A 15774-nucleotide genomic window follows, 5' to 3' on the forward strand; every position below is an offset into this window, starting at 1 on the left:
GATAATAATTATCATTAATTGTTTTTTTCTATTATAATCTCATCTATTTTTTTGAACTCTTTATCAAAAACAACTGCATAATAGTCTTCATGATTATCGTATCTAATAAGATAATTGATTGGGTTTGAGATAAGTTTGAGTTTCATATTTTTATAGTCAAACTTCGGTAAATCTAGTTTAATAAATTTAAAATTCCAGTCAAGAAGATAAAAATTGCTTTTTGTATCTATGGCATATCCTAAAAGTTTTTTTTGTTTATTTTCTGAAATTTTTATATATGCTATCTCTATATCTTTTGGATACTGTATAGTTGACACCCAAATGGTATCGTTAGCTTTTTGAATATTGTAAAGCTCTTGTTTGCTGTCTTTTACTAGATATCCTTTATCAAATGGTTTCATATTTGTAGATTTTCCCCAAATATTTAAAGCTGGAAACTGAAAGTTAAGTTTTTCTAGTTGTACATTGAGATTTTTAGTTTGATTATGTGCAATTTTAGTATCATAAGTATAAACTACAGCACCTTTTTTAGTAATAGCAAATACCTCTTCTGGAAAAGGTATCATCCCTTTTGTAGTTTGAGGATTAAGCAAGGCATAGAGTTCAACCTCTAATGGCTTGAGTAACTTTGGATGATAACTAAAACCTAGTCGTGAATTTTTAATCTGTTTTTTTGTAAAAGTTTTTTCTTTTATAGTGAATGGAAGTTTATTTTGTATATCTAAGTTTTTCCAATACACAAAAGGTAAGTATGATTCATAAGTGAGTCTGTCAAATTTGTTTTTATTTTGAACCGCATATTCAAATTGGTGTTGTCCGAAGTTTTTTTGATAAACAAAATCATCGATTATGTTAGAATAAAATATATAGTAGTTGTTGAACTCATGAGTATATTTTTTTTTGTATTGTTCAAAGTTTATAAATAGCATCACTATAAATATAAGAACTAAAGAACTTAGATATATTTTTGAAGTTATCCTTTGTTCTTTTATACTATATAAACTATCTAGTGCTAGAAAAAAAACAATAATAATGATAGCTAACCACAAAATATCATAAGAGAGATATTGGTTTTTTAAAAATAACCCAATGAAAAAAAGAGTAAATAGAAGTTTGAAAAAAGAAACAATGAGGTTTTTTTCTAAAATAGTAGCAGATAAAGAGATATAAACAACAATTGCTATAAAACTATACGCAAGAGTATCTTTAAAAGCAACCTGTACTATCAAGTCTGGGTAATGTTGTACCAAAATTAGTAATAGAGGTATAGCTAATATAGTGGTCAAAACAAAAATTGTAAAAGTACCTATTATCAAATGATATAGTAAACTTATGTTTAACTCCAAAGGCAAATGGATCATCACTTTTACTCTGTTTTGAATTCGCTCTGGTAAAAACTGTGCAAAAGAGATGATAACTCCAATGAGAATAAATAGATAAGAGAGATAAAAATAGGGTTTATCTTTGAGGTGTGCAAATTTATACCACATCATAGATTCTGGTTCAATTGTTCTAAATGCAAAATCAAGATTGAAGTTAAAATAAAAGAGGGATGATATAATAATAGATAGTAAAATGATGATATAAAATTTAAGCTTGATCCACTCTTTTTTTAAAATCTCTACAAACATATCACACCCCTAATATTTTCCAACAAAATTTAAGAAGTTATCTTCAAAATTTGTTGTGCTGTTTTTATTGAAATTTTGCATAGTATCTTTGTGAATGATGCCACCTTTTTGTACAATAACCATATCGTCAATCAGTTTTTCTAAGTCACTCATCACATGTGAAGTGATAAGTACTGTTTTATCTGTGTTGTTTATATATTCTTTTAAATAATCTATAAAAAGTCTTCTATATCCAGCATCTAACCCCATTGAGTAGTCATCTAGTATTAGTAGTTCTGCATTTTGTGCAAATAAACATCCTAGTACAACTTGTGATTTTTGTCCAAACGATAAAGAGTTTATTTTTTGTGTATAATGCAACCCCATCAAATCAACTAGTTCATAAAAAATTTTTTTGTTCCAAAGTTGATAAAATGGTGCAAAGAATTTCTCTATTTGTTCAATAGTCATATAATCATAAGTTATGAAACCCTCATGTAGTAAAGCTATCTTTTTTTTACTATTTGCAGAAAGATTATAAGAAGATTCAGAAAATATCAAACACTCACCTTGAGTGGGTTTTATATATCCCATCAATATATTTATCAAAGTAGATTTACCAACGCCATTTTTCCCTAATAGTCCAAAAATACTCCCTTTGTATATATCTAAATTTAAGTTTTGATATATAGGATGTTTTCCATAATTGTGAGACAAGTTTTTTATCTCAATGATTTTATTTCTTGCCACAATTACAACCACCTCCACAACCATTGTTTTTAAATAATTTTTTATATAAGAAATATATTGCGCCTAAAGTGATAACAGTTAAAAAAATAGTATCCATAATTTAAAAATCCTTCTATATATTAATAATGATTATCAATATAATAGTTGAACTACTCTTAAAGCTTTATAAATTGATACTAATTATCACATTTAGTAGATTTCAAGCAAAAATCCACTATGATTACCTATATTTATAAAGGATGTGATAATGGGTAAAACTATTATAGATTGTGAAATAAACAAATCTTATCTTGTAAAAAAATTACATACTACAGGCGCTTTACGCCAAAGACTTATATCTTTTGGAATACTCAAAGGGATTCAAATCAAATATCTTGCTTCCACAAAACTTCGTGCAACATACGAGATACAAGTTGGAAAAATGACTATTGCTTTACGAAAAGAGGAAGCTATGAAAATAGAAGTGGAAGAATATGAAACAAATTAAAATAGCACTTGTCGGACAACCAAATGTTGGGAAAAGTATGCTTACAAATGCACTGGGGGATACTACATTGCATGTAGGGAATTTTTCAGGTGTTACTGTAGAAAAAAAAGAGATAATTTTTCAATATAAAGATTATAAAATCACCATCGTAGACCTTCCTGGTACTTATATGTTAACAAACTATTCTATTGAAGAGAAAGTTACAAGTGACTTTTTACAAAATGAAGAATATGATTTAATTTTAAATGTTGTAGACTCTACAAATTTAGAAAGAAATTTACAGCTCACTTCTGAACTATTAAACTTAGAAAAAAAGATGTTAGTGGCTTTAAATATGTCAGATGAAGCAAAAAAAGAAAATATAGAAATCAATGCAAATTATATGACAGAACTCTTAGGAGTAAGTGCTATAAAAACATCGGCAGTAACGAAAAAAGGGATTGATAAATTATTGTACAATATTGTACATACTTATGAAAACCCACGAAAAGAAACAAAACTTGTATTTAGTGAAGCTATTGAGGAAGAGATACTCAACATAGAAACACACTTAAGTGAAAATAAGTTTCAATCAGAGTTATCATATAGAAAAATTGCTATAAATTTAATTAGTGAAGAGAAAGAAACATATAGAATGTTGCTTGATGAACCTATTTGGATAACTTTACAACCTATTTTATTAGAGGCAATCAATCATATCAAAATGCACCATGATGAAGAAGCAATGATAGATATTTTTGCAGAAGAATTTATGGCTTTTAACCAAGGTGTCTTAACAGAAACAGTAAAAATAAATAACATAGACCCTGCAAAACTGACAACAACACAAAAAATAGATAATATTCTTATTCATCCTTTTTTTGGTATTCCTATTTTTTTATTTTTGATGTGGGGATTGTTCCAATTAACTTTTGAAATTGGTTCTATCCCTATGGACTGGATAGATGGATTTTTTGGATGGCTTGGAAATACTGTAGGAGAGAGTATATCAAATCAAGATATTCGTTCACTTGTTGTAGATGGATTGATTGCAGGGGTTGGGGCTGTTGTATTATTTATACCCAATATTATCATCCTTTTTATAGGAATTGCTTTACTTGAAAGTACTGGGTATATGTCAAGAATAGCATATCTTTTAGATGGTTTTTTTCATAAGTTTGGTTTACATGGACAATCTTTTATCCCTTTAGTTACTGGATTTGGTTGTTCTATTCCTGCTTATATGAGTGCTAGGATACTTAAAAATGATAGAGATAGATTACTCACTTTATTTATCATTGGGTTTATGAGTTGTGGAGCACGACTTCCTGTATATGTATTGTTTGTAGGAGCGTTTTTCTCCCCTGAATCTTCAGGAAATATCTTATTTATTATTTATATAAGTGGTGCAATTATAGGAATACTTATGGCAAAATTACTAAAAATGACTGCTTTTAAGGGTGAAAGTGAACCTTTTGTAATGGAGATGCCTAAATATAGACTCCCTTCTGTTGTTTTAATTTGGCATACTGTAAAGTCAAAAACTTGGATGTACTTAAAAAAAGCAGGTACTTTTATAGCAGCTGCTTCGATGCTGATTTGGTTTTTAAGTAACTATCCTCATAGCGATACACTTAATATAAAGTATGAAACAAAAATAGAACAAAGCACCAATATAGAAGAAAAAAATATATTGTCAAATGAATTAAATCAAATGCTTTTAGAGCAAAGTTATTTAGGAAAAATAGGTAAGTTTATAGAGCCTATTTTCGAACCCTTAGGGATGGATTGGAAAATGGCAGTTGCTTTACAAACTGGACTTGCAGCAAAAGAAGTTGTTGTATCTACTCTTGGTGTATTGTATTCATTGGGGAGTGATGTAGATGAAGAAAGTTCAAGTCTTATCGAAAGACTACATGAGCATATACCATTTGCATCTGCTGTAGCATTTATCATTATTATGATGACATATTTACCTTGTTTGGCTGCAACGATTGTATTTGCACGAGAAGCGGGTGGATTTAAATATGCTGTATATCTTTTCTTTTTTACTACAATAGTTGCTTATGTACTAGCGTATATTGGGTATCAGGTTGCATTATTAGTGTAGATTTAAAACGATTAGAAAAAAAAGGAAAAAGATGAATTTTAAAAAATATATAAAAGCTGTTGGGACAGGTATAAAAGGAAATAGAGAATTAACACAAGAGGAGATAGAAGATGCTATCTCTTTAATTCTTGAAAATAAAGTTACCCCTTCTCAAATAGGTGCTTTTTTAATTGGGTGGAGAACAAAACTAGAAACAAATGATGAACTAAAAGGGTGTATTAAAGCTTTAAGAAAATGTATGCAATTTCAAAAGATAGAGAACTCGCTAGAGTTAGGGTATTCGTTTGATGGAAGAACAAATAACCCTTTTTTGTTTCCATTGTATGAAAAGATTTTACAAGATTTTTTTGAAAAAAATACTGATATACAAGAGTTAAAACTAGTTATATCTACAGATCTTTTACAGCCTGCAAAAAATGGTATCACTGCAAAAGAGATAGGGAAGCATTTTGTATTTGAAAAATATGTTCATCTTTTAGATAGAGCAGAGTATTTACCAAAGTTAAGCAAACTTACCACTCTACGACATGAACTAGGTTTGAGAACAGCATTTAATACTGTTGAAAAACTTTTAAATCCTGCACAAAGTGAATATGGAGTAACAACAGCTTTTCATAAACCGTATGTAGAAAAATATTTAGTGATGTTTGAGCAGTATTACAAAAATGTACTTGTAGTCAAAGCAAGTGAAGGGAGTCCTGAAGTTTTTAAAGATGGTAAATATTGGCAAAAAACAGATGATGGGATTGTAGAACAGTCATTTAGTTTAAAAGATTTTGGTATTGGTTATGATAAAGTATATGAAAATATCTCACTTGAAGAAGCTCTTGAAATTGTAAAAAATCCAAGTTCTGAAATTATTCAATTAGCAAAATTTAATATTGCACTTTATTTAGTATTTGCACAAAGAGTAAAAAGTTTAAGTGAAGCTTGGGAAAGATTAAATTCTTAAAAATTAAATAAGTATAAAAGTTAAAACTAAAGAGAAGTTCTCTTTAGTTTTAGCGTATTAGTGAGCAACTGCTCCGTCTGCACCAATACCTGTATTTGCTCGAACATTTTGAGCTCTAAATTTTTCTCTTTCATCTTTAGCTCTTTGAGAGTTATCAGTTTTTGAGAAAAACCAAATTGCAACAAAAGCAGTTGTTACTGAGAATAATGCTGGATATTTATATGGGAAAATTGCTTCAGCATTTCCTAAAATTTGTACCCAAACAATTGGTCCAATGATTACAAGAGTAACAGCAGTAATTAGTCCAATAAATCCACCAATAAATGCACCTCTTGTTGTTAAACCTCTCCAGTAAATAGATAAGAATAAAATAGGGAAGTTAGCAGACGCTGCAATAGCAAAAGCCAAACCAACCATATAAGCAATATTTTGTTGCTCAAAAGCAATACCAAAAATAACACCTATGATACCTACAACAATTACAGTGATTTTTGAAAGTCTTACAACTTGTGCATCTGTAGCATTCGGGTTGATAACATTTGCATAAATATCATGAGATATCGCAGAAGCACCAGCAAGTGTAAGTCCAGAAACAACAGCTAAAATAGTAGCAAAAGCAACCGCTGAAATAAATCCTAAGAATGCATTCCCACCTAACATATGTGATAAGTGAATTGAAGCCATATTATTTCCACCAAATAGTTTACCATCAGTAAAGTATTGTGCACCATCTGCAGAGTTTAAGAATGCAATAGCACCAAAACCAACAATAGTAATAATAACCCAGAAGTAACCAACAAAACCAGTAGCATACACAACAGATTTTCTAGCTTCTTTAGCATTACCAACTGTAAAGAATCTCATAAGAACATGTGGTAAACCAGCTGTTCCTAACATAAGTGCCATACCTAATGAAATAGCAGATACAGGATCAGATATAAATCCACCTGGTGCTAAAATAGATTCTGAGTCTTTATGATTTTCAACAGCTTGAACAGCTAAAGATTCAAATGAGAAGTCAAAATGGTATAAAACCATAATAGCCATAAATGATACACCAGAAAGGAGTAAACAAGCTTTAATAATCTGAACCCATGTAGTAGCAAGCATACCACCAAATGTTACATAAATAATCATCATAACACCAACAAGCATTACAGCAAATTCATACTCCATACCAAAGAGTACTTGGATAAGTTTACCAGCTCCAACCATTTGTGCAATCAGATATAAAACAACAACAGATAAAGAACCAAATGCAGCAAGAGTTCTGATCTCTTTTTGACCCAGTCTATATGCAGCGATATCAGCAAATGTAAATTTACCTAAGTTTCTTAATTTTTCAGCCATAAAAAATAAAATAATAGGCCAACCAACTAAGAATGATACAGCATAAATAACACCATCATACCCTTTTAAGTAAATAAGACCAGATACCCCAAGGAATGCAGCAGCTGACATATAATCACCAGCAATAGCAAGACCATTTTGAAATCCAGTGATTCCTCCACCAGCTGTATAGAAATCTGACGCAGATTTTGTTTTTCTTGCTGCCCAGTATGTGATACCTAGTGTACCAACGATAAATACAAAAAACATAATAATCGCAGGGATATTAAGCTCTCTTTTTACTGCCTCAAATGTTGCGTCACCAGCTGCAAATGCTGATAGTGCAAAAATTGAGATAAGTGCTAAAATTTTAAACATTATAACAGATCCTTTACATCATCTTTGATATCGTTAGTTAAGTCTTCAAACTCACCATTTGCTTTTCTTACATAAATAAGTGTAGTTAAAAAACTTATAATTAAAATTCCTAAAGCAATAGGAAATGCTATAGTTGTCAAACCATCACCCATTTTTGTTGCTAAAACCTCTTTATTAAAAGCGATTGTTAAAATAAATGCATAAAACATTACTAGTACAAATGCACCTAACTTCAAACCCAAACCTGTTCTTTTGGATACGAGTTCCTGATATTTTGGATTGTTTTCAATCCTATCTACCAATTCTTCTTTCATATGTCTTCTCCTCTAAAATTCGTTCATATTTATACACAATTAGCAAAGGGAGTAAATAAAATATAAATATTAATAAAATAATTTAATATTTATTTAATATGTCTTAATGAGATGAGTATATAAAGGCTATATGAGTATTTCGGTAACTCCTAAAAAAAAGAAAAAAGAAAAAAATAGTGTATCTTTTCGTAACAAAAGCAATAAGTTATTATTTAACATTTCTCTTTAAATAAATGGTTAAAGATAGTATATATCGATATTCATATAGTAAAAAAGTAACAAAAATAAAGGGAATTATCGTAACATAAAATATATAATAAATTTCTAGTAATTTAAGAAATTAAGGTAAAATCATACCTAAATATATACTTTTTAAATTTATTAAAATTTTTAGAATGTGTAAAAATGAACTAATATAATCAAAAAATTTATATTAATAATTTAGTTTAGGTAGATGATATTGAATTAAGATATAATCAATACTTATCAAATCAATGATAAAAAGTTAGAGGACAAAAATTGAAAAACACTACACTATATAGGTATATTTATATATTAACACTGACTTTTGGTGTTTCCATAAGTATTTTATTGGGTTATTATGCACATTATACAACCAACGCATTTGTTTTTACTACTTTAGGATTGCTGATAACATTTTTAATAGCATATATATTAAAAAGGCAACAAGAGATAGCAGTATTTAAAGATGAAGCATTATTTAATATTTCACAAGGAGTTTTGATTCTTGATGAAGAATATAGAGTGATCTATTCAAATAAAGGTTTTGAAGAACTTACAGGATATAGTGATAAATTTATAAGCGGAAAGAATCCAAATCTACTAGAAGGTGAAGAGACAAAAAAAGAAACTATTTTATATATAGAAGAAAGCTTTGAAAAATTGGAGCCTTTTTCATGTGAAATATTGAATTATAAAAAAGATGGTACAAGTTTTTGGAATGGGTTATCAGTAACACCAATTTTAGGAAAAGATAAAAAAGTCAAACGATTTATTGCTATTTTAAATGATGTCACACAAAAAGTGCTTTTACAAGAGAAACAAAAAGAGAAAGAAAAAATGCTCAACACTCTCAATGAGATTAATAGTGAGCTGATTGTAGAGCAAAAATCGCTTTTATCATTATTTGATAAAGGGGATAGTGTTTTATTTAAATGGAGAGATGACCCCACTTGGAGTGTAGAATATGTGTCACATAGTGTTGAAAAACTTTTAGGATATGATAAAGAAGATATTTTAAATGGTGCTATTGCTTATTCTGAAACAATACATCAAGATGATGTAAAACAAGTCTTTGAAGAGGTTGAAAAAGAGAAAAAAACTAAAGGGGACTTTTTTATTCATAAGCCATATAGAATTATGACAAAAGATGGTCGCACAAAATGGGTACTTGACTATACTGTTATACAAAGAGATAAAGAGGGGGAAATTACTCATTTTATTGGTTATATTATAGATATAAGTGAACTAAAAAATAAAGAAAAAGATCTTTTGGATGCTAGAGAAGAAGCAGACAGAGCAAATGCAGCCAAGTCAGAATTCTTAGCAAATATGTCACATGAGATAAGAACTCCATTAAATGGTATTATTGGCTTAACAGATATTGTTTTAGATACATCTTTAACCGATATTCAAAAAGAGTATTTAGAAAAATCAAGACAATCATCCAAATCCCTTTTGAGTATTATTAATGATATTTTAGATTATTCAAAAATGGAAGCACATAAATTAGATATTGCAAAAGAGCGGTTTCTTTTACACGACACACTCAGTAATATATCTGATCTATTTGGTTACCAGATAGATCAAAAAGGGTTAGAGTTAAACTTTACAGTTGACCCAACTATCAATCATATTTTAATAGGGGATAATTTACGAATAAGTCAAATACTAAATAACTTTATAGGAAATGCTATCAAGTTTACCTCACATGGATATATTCAAGTTGATATAGGTTTACTTGAAAAAACAGATAAAAAATTTAAATTAGAGTTCAAAGTAAAAGATAGTGGGATAGGGATAGCAAAAGAAAATCAAGCAAAGTTATTCCAATCATTTGCACAAGAGGACAGCTCAATTACAAAAAAATATGGGGGAACAGGTTTAGGACTTGCTATATCAAAACAGCTTATAGACCTCATGGGTGGAGAACTGATTTTTCAAAGTGTTCAAGGGGAAGGAAGTGTTTTTGGTTTTTCTTTAGAATTAGAATATGCTGAAGAGATATTAAATATTACAAATAAGTTTGATGATTCTGTATTTATGGTGATTGACGATAGCCAAATAGATAGAGAATATCTCTCAACAATCCTTGAATCATGGAATATAAAACCCATTAAAGCGAGTAATGGATTAGAGGCATTTGAAATTTTAAAAAAACAAAAAGTTGATTACCTTTTAGTTGATTGGTTTATGCCAGAGTTAGATGGTGTATCACTTTTAGAAAAGATGCAAGATGAAAACATTGATATACCTCATATTTTTATGGTTACAGCAAATAATAAAAAAGAGTTATTAGAAGAACTTAAAATAAAAAAAATCAAGCTTAATAAAGTTTTAGAAAAACCATATACTCCGTCTGATTTGCATAATGTAATTTTTATAGATAGTATTCAATCTAAGGATAATAAGAAATCTGCAGTATTTGTATTAAAAGAAACAAAAAGAGCCTTGGTTGTTGAAGACAATAAAGTAAATCAAATCGTAGCAAGTAAAAAGTTAAAGAAAATAGGATTTGATGTATTTATTGCTAATGATGGTATTGAAGCTGTGAATAAAGCAAGTACAGAACAGTATGATATTATTTTTATGGATTTACAAATGCCAAATATGGATGGGTTTGAGGCGACAAAAGAGATAAGAAAGTTTGATTCATCCATACCAATTATTGCATTAAGTGCAGCTGTTATGCAAAAAGATAAAGAGTTGACAAAAGCAGCAGGAATGAATAATCATCTTGCTAAACCAATTGTAAAAACAAAATTAGATGAAGTTGTAGAAGAGTATTTTGATGTTAGGATTGATAAAGAAAAATTAAAACCAAAGATCTCATCAAAAACTATGGTTCAAATTGATGGGGTAGATATGGATGAACTTCTCAGTAAATTTAATGATTCTGAAGATTTGTTATATAGTTCACTTATGAGTTTTGCAAAAAATAAAAAAAGTTTCACAGATGAACTTGATACATTTGATGTAGATTCTAAAGAATTTGATGCATTATTACACAACTTAAAAGGGGTAAGTGGAAACTTGTCTTTTGTAGATGTATTTAGATATAGCAAAGAGATATATGAAACACAAAATAACCAAAGAAAAAAAGAGTTAATACCAAAACTAAAAAACAGTATTGAAATAGTTATAAATTCAATCAATAAAAATGTAGTGAAACCAAAAAAAAATGATAGTGAACCTATAAAATGCACAAAAGAGGAGCTACTAAAAGAGATAAAACTCCTAGCTAAGGATATTCAAAAAGGGATATTTATTCCATTAAAAAGAAAAGAGAGTATTTTAGCAAACATAAGAGATATTATAGGTCAAAGTAGTGCTGAAGAGTTAGATACTCATCTTTGTAACTATGACTACCAAAATGCCCAAATAATATTGGAAAAAATTATGGATCAGTTAGTATGAGAAACAAAGTTGTTTTAATAGTAGATGATGAACCTACAAATATAAATATAGTTGCAAATATACTAACTGAATATTATGAAATCCGAGTTGCTACAAGTGGTAAAATCGCTTTAAATATACTTAAAAACGAGAAAGTAGATCTTATACTTTTAGATGTAGTTATGCCTGAAATGAGTGGCTATGAGGTTGCATTGGAGTTATTGTCAAATGAAAAAACAAAGAGTATTCCATTTATTTTTTTGACAGGGTTAAAAGATCCAAAAAATGTTAAAGATGGGTTTGCTCATGGTGCAGTTGATTATATCTCAAAGCCATTTTCAAAGGAAGAGTTATTAGCACGGGTTTTAACACATCTTAGACTCAATGACTTACAGCAATCTCTTTCTCAAACAATAGGAAACCTAAACCATCAAATGATGGAAGTTCAAAATAGTAAAAAAGAGTTTGAGTCAATATTTAACTACTCTAAAGATGGAATAGCTATATTAGACACAAATTTAGTTTTTTTGAGTTTCAATAAAGCATATTTGGAGATGACTCGTTACTCAAAAGATGAGTTATTGACAAAAAGTTGTTTGGATATCATTGATCCTAAAGATAAAATAAGAAGTCAAGAGATATTTGATTTAGTATTACAAAACGAGTATATAGAAAATGTAGAAAAAACCTGTATTGTAAAAAATGGGCAAAGAATAAATGTGAATACAAGTATATCACTGCTCCCTGACAAAAAGAGGTTTTTACTTGTTGTTAAGGATGTGACATCTTTAAAATCTCTTGAAGAGCATGCAAGATTAGCTTCTATGGGTGAGTTGATTGGAAATATTGCTCACCAATGGAGACAGCCACTCTCTATAATCTCTACAGCTGCAAGTGGTACGAAAATGGCAAAACAGTATAATATGCTTGATGATGATACTTTTATAAAAAATATGGATTTAATAGTAACCCAAAGTAATTATTTGTCTCATACAATTGACGACTTTAGAAGTTTTTTGCTTGCAGATAAAGAGTTTAAAAATGTAAATATAGATACGGTTATAAATGAATCAATCTCAATAATTGAATCATCGTTAAAAAATAATTTCATTGAACTTGTAACAACATTTAGAAAGAATGTTCCTATTTATTGTTGTAAAGGTGAAGTTATTCAAGCATTGATAAATATTGTTAATAATGCAAAAGACTCCCTTGTTTCGAATGTTCATGAAGAGAGTAGCAGATATCTTTTTATCTCAACGACGCAAATTCAAGAAGATAAAATATTATTAGAAATACTTGATAGTGGTGGAGGTATAGATGAAAAAGTTAAAAGTAGAATTTTTGAACCATACTTCACTACAAAACATCAGTCTGTAGGCACAGGAATTGGATTGACAATGACTTATAAAATACTCCATGAAAATCATAATTTTAGTGTCAAAGTTTATAACAAAGAGTTCACTTTTGAAAACAAACAATTGAAAGGTGCTTGTTTTCATATTGAAATTCCAGTAGCTTAAAATTGATAAAGTTTTAAAGATATATAAGTTATAATAAAATCTTATAAAGGATATGTGTAGATGAGAAAAAAGATTAATTATTGTATTGTTTTTGTTATTTCTTCTTTAATTTTTACCTATTTTATCTTCTCTCTTATTGAAAATCAAAAAAAAGAACATCTGTCTAATGAGGAAGAAGTAATAAGGGTTACTTATAATAATCTTATAGAATCATTTAAAATTCACTCCAGTATCGTTTATTCAAATAGTATAAATACTCCAGAAGTAAAAGAGATATTACTTGATGTAAATGAAGCTACAGATGAAAAAAAGAGTATTATTCGAGAAAAACTCTATAAAAAATTTAAAGATTTATATATAAATATGAGTGGCTTTAAGCTCAAACAATTGCATTTCCATTTAAAAAACAATGAAAGTTTTTTACGATTTCATAGACCACAAAAATATGGTGATAATCTTACAGATATAAGAGAAACAGTAAACTATGTAAACAGATATCATAAACCAATATCTGGATTTGAAGAGGGAAGAATATTTAATGGTTATAGATTTGTTTACCCTTTAAGTACCCAAACACAGTATTTAGGAAGCGTAGAGACCTCAATATCTATGCAAACTATAATAAATGCACTAAAACAAAACACTGCGAGTAATATAGATTTTATTATCAAAAAAGATGTTGTTGATAAAAAAGTGATGAAGAGTGAAAAAAAGAATTATCGACAATGTTTATATTTTGATGAGTATTATCATGAAAAATCTATCTCTCCTAAACTAGACCCACTGATTTATAAATTAATAACAAATTATCAAGATCAAGAAAATTTACACAATAAAATTAACAATAATGAAAACTTTAGTTTTTTCAGTAAAGCAGGGGATAACTATTATATAACAACTTTTTTTGCTGTTAAACATGCTATTTCTAATGATGTTGTTGCTTATATATCCGTTTCAACCCAACACAATGAACTTTTAAAATCACAAACAGAATATCTTATATTTTTAGCAGTGTTGATTTTTCTTTGTTTTGTTACTACACTTTTTATTTATAAAATAAATAAAGATAAAGAGGTTTTGATACAAAAAGATGAACTTTTAAAAGAGGTTCAAAAAATCGGACGATTAGGGTACTGGGAGTTTGATATTTCAAATAATTATTTTATGTTAAGTGATCAGACTTATATATTATTTGGACTATCAAAAAAAGAGTTTAACAATACTTATAAAAACTTTCTTGATTTTGTCCATCCTGAAGATAGACATAGAGTAGATTCAATTTACACACAGTCACTTCAAAGTAAAAAAACTTTCAATATTAAATGTAAAATTATTACTAAAATGGGTAAAACTAGATATGTTGAGGGGATATGTCATCATATATTCGATGATGATGGAAATATTCATAAATCTTTAGGAACATTGCATGATATTACTACAATAAAACTGTATCAGCAAAGAATGGAACGGTCAAAAGAACAATTTGAGTCTTTGGTATCTAATATGTCAAATATAGTGTACCGAAGCCAAAATAATGACCTATTTACAATGCTATATATAAATGAGTATGTTGTAGAGATTACTGGCTATACAGTAAAAGAGTTAAAGTACAATAAAAAAGTTTCTTATGGTTCTTTAATCCATCCAGAGGATTTTAAACGAGTTAAAAAATTTATTGATAATGCTGTCAAACATAAAATCAAACACAATGTGATAGAATATAGAATTATTCGAAAAGATAATCAAATCATCTGGGTTAATGATGCTTTTGAAATTATTATAAAAGAAAATCCTATCATAGAGGGTGTAATAAGTGATATTACAGCACAAAAAGAATCGTACAATAAACTTCAAAAATTTATTGATACACAAAAAAATATTGTAATCCTTACAAATGGAAAACAGATTGATTTTGCAAATAAACAATTTTTTGATTTTTTTGGATATCCTGATTTAAAATCTTTTCAAAAAGAGTACAATTGTATTTGTGAACTATTTCATCATGATGATGAATTTTTTCATTTAGGAAAAATAGATGAAGATGAAAATTGGATAAATTTTATAGGGACTCTTCCAAAGGTTAATCGAATTGTAAAGATTACAAATAAAGATAATGAAGATTGTGTTTTCACAATTACAATTAATTCTTTTGAAAAAGATTTATTGATTTTAAGTTTTACTGATATAAGCGAATCATATAAAGAGCAAAATCAACTTAAACAAAAAGTCACGCACGATAAGCTAACATCTGCTTACAACAGAGAATATTTTGAGCAATCGTATCAAAAGCTTATTTTGGAAACTGTAAATACAAATTATTCATTAGGTTTAGCAATGATTGATATTGACTTCTTTAAACAAGTAAATGATACTTATGGACATGATGTAGGAGATTCTGTTTTAATTGAGCTTGTACAAGAGGTAAACTCATTTTCACGAGATGAAGATATTCTTATTAGATGGGGTGGTGAAGAGTTCTTGTTTGTGATTAAAGTAAAATCAAAAGAAGACTTAATAAAATCCTTAGAACATATTCAACAAAATGTAGGGAAACATACTTTTAAACATATTGGCAAATTAACTTGTAGTATTGGTGGGGCGTGTTATATGAATAATGAAGATATCTATGCTACTTTAAAAAGAGCAGATATAGCACTATATGAAGCAAAGGCAACAGGTAGAAATAAAGTTATAGTTCATTAGTTT

11 protein-coding genes are annotated in these 15774 nt (G+C 28.5%); 6 read left to right on the forward strand and 5 right to left on the reverse strand.

Annotated features, from left to right (window positions below; genetic code table 11):
- Nucleotides 1-14: 14 nt before the first annotated feature.
- Genes ACMCMH_RS07760 through ACMCMH_RS07770 form a run of 3 tightly spaced genes read right to left on the reverse strand, consistent with a single transcriptional unit; the run spans nt 15 to nt 2457 of the window.
- Nucleotides 15-1631 carry a DUF4857 domain-containing protein gene (locus ACMCMH_RS07760; RefSeq protein WP_412724281.1) on the reverse strand — a complete coding sequence of 539 codons (1617 nt, stop codon included), beginning with the start codon at nt 1629-1631 and terminating at the stop codon, nt 15-17.
- 9 nt (nt 1632-1640) lie between these two features.
- Nucleotides 1641-2360: an ATP-binding cassette domain-containing protein gene (locus ACMCMH_RS07765; protein ID WP_412724283.1), complete on the reverse strand. Its 720-nt coding sequence runs from the start codon at nt 2358-2360 to the stop codon at nt 1641-1643.
- Nucleotides 2347-2457: a FeoB-associated Cys-rich membrane protein gene (locus tag ACMCMH_RS07770; RefSeq protein ID WP_412724285.1), complete on the reverse strand. Its 111-nt coding sequence runs from the start codon at nt 2455-2457 to the stop codon at nt 2347-2349. The genes ACMCMH_RS07765 and ACMCMH_RS07770 overlap by 14 nt, the downstream gene beginning before the upstream one ends.
- 150 nt (nt 2458-2607) lie before the next feature.
- On the opposite strand from ACMCMH_RS07770, the gene ACMCMH_RS07775 reads away from it, so the two are divergent.
- The 3 genes from ACMCMH_RS07775 to ACMCMH_RS07785 are packed head-to-tail and all read left to right on the forward strand — an operon-like array spanning nt 2608 to nt 5888.
- On the forward strand, nt 2608-2847 hold the full coding sequence (locus ACMCMH_RS07775) for a FeoA family protein (protein WP_412724287.1): 240 nt from the start codon (nt 2608-2610) through the stop codon (nt 2845-2847).
- Nucleotides 2834-4936 (forward strand): ferrous iron transport protein B, encoded by a 2103-nt coding sequence (feoB, locus tag ACMCMH_RS07780; protein WP_412724289.1) that lies wholly within the window; start codon nt 2834-2836, stop codon nt 4934-4936. The genes ACMCMH_RS07775 and feoB overlap by 14 nt, the downstream gene beginning before the upstream one ends.
- A 31-nt stretch (nt 4937-4967) precedes the next feature.
- On the forward strand, nt 4968-5888 hold the full coding sequence (locus ACMCMH_RS07785) for a glycosyl transferase (RefSeq protein ID WP_412724291.1): 921 nt from the start codon (nt 4968-4970) through the stop codon (nt 5886-5888).
- 57 nt (nt 5889-5945) lie between these two features.
- On the opposite strand, the gene ACMCMH_RS07790 is transcribed toward ACMCMH_RS07785, so the two are convergent.
- Together ACMCMH_RS07790 and ACMCMH_RS07795 are read right to left on the reverse strand one after the other, a co-directional pair.
- Nucleotides 5946-7595, reverse strand: coding sequence for a cation acetate symporter (locus tag ACMCMH_RS07790; protein ID WP_412724293.1), 1650 nt, complete (start codon nt 7593-7595; stop codon nt 5946-5948).
- On the reverse strand, nt 7595-7909 hold the full coding sequence (locus ACMCMH_RS07795; RefSeq protein WP_412724295.1) for a DUF485 domain-containing protein: 315 nt from the start codon (nt 7907-7909) through the stop codon (nt 7595-7597). The genes ACMCMH_RS07790 and ACMCMH_RS07795 overlap by 1 nt, the downstream gene beginning before the upstream one ends.
- Before the next feature lie 519 nt (nt 7910-8428).
- Here ACMCMH_RS07795 and ACMCMH_RS07800 point away from each other — a divergent pair.
- The 3 genes from ACMCMH_RS07800 to ACMCMH_RS07810 are packed head-to-tail and all read left to right on the forward strand — an operon-like array spanning nt 8429 to nt 15771.
- Nucleotides 8429-11566 carry a response regulator gene (locus ACMCMH_RS07800; protein WP_412724297.1) on the forward strand — a complete coding sequence of 1046 codons (3138 nt, stop codon included), beginning with the start codon at nt 8429-8431 and terminating at the stop codon, nt 11564-11566.
- Nucleotides 11563-13068, forward strand: coding sequence for a response regulator (locus tag ACMCMH_RS07805; protein WP_412724299.1), 1506 nt, complete (start codon nt 11563-11565; stop codon nt 13066-13068). The genes ACMCMH_RS07800 and ACMCMH_RS07805 overlap by 4 nt, the downstream gene beginning before the upstream one ends.
- A 60-nt stretch (nt 13069-13128) precedes the next feature.
- Nucleotides 13129-15771 (forward strand): diguanylate cyclase, encoded by a 2643-nt coding sequence (locus ACMCMH_RS07810; protein WP_412724301.1) that lies wholly within the window; start codon nt 13129-13131, stop codon nt 15769-15771.
- Nucleotides 15772-15774 lie beyond the last annotated feature (3 nt).

Origin of the sequence: Arcobacter sp. 15-2, assembly GCF_047159865.1 — a bacterium.
Lineage (GTDB): Bacteria > Campylobacterota > Campylobacteria > Campylobacterales > Arcobacteraceae > JAIOSF01.

Coding starts and splice junctions, on each gene's coding strand:
- ACMCMH_RS07810 (WP_412724301.1), top strand. CDS start 13,129: ATGAGAAAAAAGATTAATTATTGTATTGTTTTTGTTATTTCTTCTTTA.
- ACMCMH_RS07760 (WP_412724281.1), bottom strand. CDS start 1,631: ATGTTTGTAGAGATTTTAAAAAAAGAGTGGATCAAGCTTAAATTTTAT.
- feoB (WP_412724289.1), top strand. CDS start 2,834: ATGAAACAAATTAAAATAGCACTTGTCGGACAACCAAATGTTGGGAAA.
- ACMCMH_RS07805 (WP_412724299.1), top strand. CDS start 11,563: ATGAGAAACAAAGTTGTTTTAATAGTAGATGATGAACCTACAAATATA.
- ACMCMH_RS07770 (WP_412724285.1), bottom strand. CDS start 2,457: ATGGATACTATTTTTTTAACTGTTATCACTTTAGGCGCAATATATTTC.
- ACMCMH_RS07775 (WP_412724287.1), top strand. CDS start 2,608: ATGGGTAAAACTATTATAGATTGTGAAATAAACAAATCTTATCTTGTA.
- ACMCMH_RS07790 (WP_412724293.1), bottom strand. CDS start 7,595: ATGTTTAAAATTTTAGCACTTATCTCAATTTTTGCACTATCAGCATTT.
- ACMCMH_RS07795 (WP_412724295.1), bottom strand. CDS start 7,909: ATGAAAGAAGAATTGGTAGATAGGATTGAAAACAATCCAAAATATCAG.
- ACMCMH_RS07785 (WP_412724291.1), top strand. CDS start 4,968: ATGAATTTTAAAAAATATATAAAAGCTGTTGGGACAGGTATAAAAGGA.